Raw genomic sequence first — 4079 nt, forward strand, 5'->3', positions numbered from 1 at the left:
CATCAACATCTTCGTGACCAAAAAAGGCATTCATGAAAATTTTTAAAGTTTCTTTTTTAAAAAATAGATAAAACTGATACTCACTTTTGCCCTTATAAACTGGTATGCTAGCCCCGTAAAATCCTTTACCAAGGCTCTTGCCAAACTCTAAATCCAACCCCAAAGTATCCTTGCAAAGATAGCTTGTGGCTTCATCTATAACTTTTCTCATATCTCTTCCTTAAGACTTGAAATGCGCGTTAATTATACTTTGGCTTTACTAAATTAGCTATAAATTTATTAAGCATTTTAAAAGAGTTTATCGACCTCTTTAACTAGCTCTTTTCCACTAAATTTGGCGCAAAGCTTGACTATTTGCGTGCCTATGATCGCAGCGTCAGCATATTTTTTCACTTCACTAACATCATCTTTGTTTTTGATGCCAAAGCCCACAGCCACTGGTAGATCGCTCTTTTTCTTAAGCTCTAGGACTAAATTTTTTATCCTATCTTCATCAGCTCTTTTTGAACCGCTAACGCCGATAGCACCTAGCACGTAGATAAATCCTGAGCCAAATTTCAAAATTCCATCCGCCCTGCCCCCAGACGTGACGCTGATAAGTGGCACAAGGCACAAATTTAGTTCCTTGCACTTTAGAGCAAATTCCTCGCACTCCTCACAAGGCAGATCCGGCACGATAAAGCCGCTCACTCCAGCTTCACATGATCTTTTTAGAAATTTATCCACGCCATAAGCAAAGATGATGTTGTAATAAACTAGAAAAACAAGTGGCTTTGTCACTTTTGCCTTGCAGCCCTCAAGCATGTCAAAGACAACGTCGGTATTTACGCCACTTTGAGCTGTCTCAAAGCTAGCTTGCGCGATGAGCTTGCCATCAGCCAGTGGGTCAGAGTATGGGATACCGATCTCGACTAGATCTAGCGTGCTCTCATCTAAATTTTCTAAAAATTCCTTCGTTTTTTCTAGGCTTGGATAACCAGCCACGATGTAGCCGATGTTTGCCTTTTTGCCGTTAAATGCGCTTCTAACCTTATCCATAAATTTTTCCTTTTTCGTAGCCGATGACTGTGTTTATGTCCTTATCGCCCCTGCCTGAGATATTTACGACGATGACGCTTTTTTTATCAAGTTTTGGGCAAAGTTTCTCCAGATACGCCACCGCATGCGCGCTCTCAATGGCTGGGATGATGCCCTCCATCTTGCTTAGAAAATACAAGGCATTTATGCACTCATCATCGGTTACGGCTTCGTATCTTACCCTTTTGATGTCGTTTAAGTGGGCGTGCTCTGGGCCGATGCCTGGGTAGTCAAGGCCAGCTGAGATGCTATGCACTGGAGAGATCATGCCGTATTCATCTTGCAACACGGTTGTTTTCATGCCGTGGATGATGCCAGTTTTACCTTTGCTAAGCGTAGCTGCGTGATAAGGGGTATCTATGCCAAGTCCGCCAGCCTCGATGCCTACTAAATTTACGCTCTCATCGTCCAAAAACGCACTAAAAATACCAATAGCATTACTGCCGCCGCCAACGCAGGCGATGACGTAATCAGCCTTTTTGCCATAATTTTCAAGCTGAGCCTTAGCCTCCTTGCCGATGATACTTTGAAAGTCACACACGATCTTTGGATATGGGTGTGGGCCAACGGCTGAACCAATGACGTAAAATGCGCTCTCTATCTCATTTACCCACGCTTGTATGGCCGCTGTGGTCGCCTCTTTTAGCGTTTTTAAGCCATCTTCTACGCTCACCACTTTTGCGCCAAGCAGCTGCATGCGAAAGGCATTTAGCTGCTGTCTAGCCACGTCTGTTGCGCCCATATACACATCACACTCTAAGCCCAAAAGTGCCGCTGCAGTCGCTGTTGCCACGCCGTGCTGACCAGCTCCAGTCTCAGCTAAAATTTTCTTTTTACCCATCTTTTTAGCAAGCAACGCTTGAGCAAGAGCGTTATTTATCTTGTGTGCGCCCGTGTGGTTTAGATCCTCTCTTTTTAGGTAAATTTCATGTCCGTAGTGCTCGCTCAGACGCTTTGCAAAAAAGAGCGGACTAGGCCTGCCAACGTAGTTTTTCAAAAGATCATCAAGCTCGTCTTTAAACTCTTTTGTCTTTGCGATGCTCTCATAAGCATTTTCTAGCTCATCAAGGGCAAACATCACTGTCTCAGGCACAAACTGCCCGCCAAATTTTCCAAAATACGCCTTACTATTCATTTTTATCCTTTACTTTTAATTTATTCTGTTATTTTATATCCTACAACTTTCAGCCCATTGTGCTATTTTTTTCACTTTTTCTTTTTGTAAATATTTTTGCAAGTGTGCCTTATTTAGTAAGTATAAAAGAGAAAGTATATCTCTAGCTGTTTTTTGTTTTTCCATCTCACTTATATATGAGAAAAAATCAAGAGCCTTTGTCTTATCCTCTGCGTGACTTTCGCCATGTAAAACCAAGCGATACATTAAATTTTCAAAATACTCTTGTTGTTTAGCTTCTAAATTAGCTACTATTGCCTCGTCCCTTGCAATATTCTCTATACCACATTGATAATTAAATGTACCAAATGTTTCTAATACTTTTCTCATATTGTTACCAATATTAACATTTTCTGATACAGAATTATTTGCATAATCATAAATTTCGTTCAAAAGAGTTTTATATTCTGAATATTTTTTACCAAAATCAACCAATTCATAATTTTTTAATTCTCTTTGTATAAATATTACTTCTTTTTTACCATCAACTTCTACTTGTGATAGCGAACCAACGATCTTTTGTATATCAAACGCACTCATCAAATCGTGAGTTAAAATTATCATCTTGCTTTTATTGCAACCAGTCATAATTTTATGAATTTGGTAATTTAAAAACGACATTATCCCAACTTTATTTTCGAAATCAAAGCTGGAAATCGGATCATCTATAACTATAAATTTTGGTTTTTTATAAAATTCCTCGCTATTTTCACCTTTGAAAATTTCGGTAAAAAAATAGCTTAATGCAATGGTGTTTCGCTCGCCAGTCGAAATGTTTTTGGCTTTTACTCTATTGCCATTTGATTTTAAGACATATTGTTTTTGATCATTCGGCTCACAAAGCTCTAACCTGCCTTCTTTAAAAAAAATATATTTTAGATATTCATTAATCTTATCTTGAGCTATATTTATCTGCTTATTTTGAGCATTTAGTTTTGAAATTTTACTAGTTATACACTCTAGTCGTTTATCATTATGCTCTCTGTTACTATCTAAAGTCTGCTTAGCTTTTAGCTTTTCTTTGTAATGATTAAAATCATCTTTTATCTCACAATAAGCTATTTGGTTGTTTAGTTTTTCAAGCTCTTGTTTTAGCTCATTTGCTCTAGCTTTTTGCGCCATAAAAGTTTGTCTTTTTTTCTCAAGCTGCTCTAAATTTTGATTTAATTCATCAACTAAGCTATCAAAATTTACATCTAAATTTAAGGCGATGAATGGATTTTGTATCTTTTGATTTAGTTTTTCAGTGACTTCAGTTTGGCAATTATCAATTTTCATTTTTATAGTATCAAATAAATCTTTATCTAGTTTATCCATATCTGGCAAATTTTTTAAACTATTTAGTGAATTTTGAATTTCCTGCTTCTTGTTTTCTAAATTCCTCTGATGGTTTCGTATGTTCGGATTAAAGACTGTTTCTAAGCTTGATAAAATTTCTTTTTTATATTCGTTTGTTAGTTTTTGAAAGCAATATGGACAAATATCTTTATCACTTTTCATTATATTTTTAGTTATTACATGATCTGCTTCTGCTATGGCTTGTTTTATTTCTTCTTCTTTTGGAGTTAATTGTTTTTGTTCTAATTGGTATAATAAAAGTTGTTTAATATCTTCAAAATTTAGCTGTTTTATCTCTTCTGTAAAATTTAAATTGCTTCGGATATCTTTGTAAGATTTGAATTTATCATCAAAGTTATTTTTCAGCTCATCTGTACTTACATCTGTTTCAAAATGATCTATGATATTTTTTGCTAATTCTATTGTTTTATTTTGTAAATTTCTATTTGTATTTCCTAGGATATTTTTCTCTCGTTCGGCAAAGTTACTC

The 4079-nt window shown here is 36.3% G+C and carries 3 protein-coding genes and 1 pseudogene; all 4 read right to left on the bottom strand.

Going from position 1 to position 4079, the window contains the following annotated elements; genetic code table 11:
- A pseudogene (locus CYP84_RS09445) lies at positions 1-211 on the bottom strand (restriction endonuclease); the annotation flags it as partial.
- Between the two features lie 77 nt (positions 212-288).
- Positions 289-1038 carry a tryptophan synthase subunit alpha gene (gene trpA, locus CYP84_RS09450; protein ID WP_103637376.1) on the bottom strand — a complete coding sequence of 250 codons (750 nt, stop codon included), beginning with the start codon at positions 1036-1038 and terminating at the stop codon, positions 289-291.
- Positions 1031-2212: a tryptophan synthase subunit beta gene (gene trpB, locus CYP84_RS09455; RefSeq protein ID WP_103637377.1), complete on the bottom strand. Its 1182-nt coding sequence runs from the start codon at positions 2210-2212 to the stop codon at positions 1031-1033. Before trpB ends, trpA begins: the two co-directional genes overlap by 8 nt.
- Before the next feature lie 33 nt (positions 2213-2245).
- A partial coding sequence (locus tag CYP84_RS09460; protein WP_103637378.1) for an AAA family ATPase occupies positions 2246-4079 on the bottom strand: 1834 nt, incomplete at its 5' end.

The sequence above is a fragment of the Campylobacter concisus genome, from assembly GCF_002912425.1.
GTDB lineage: Bacteria > Campylobacterota > Campylobacteria > Campylobacterales > Campylobacteraceae > Campylobacter_A > Campylobacter_A concisus_AH.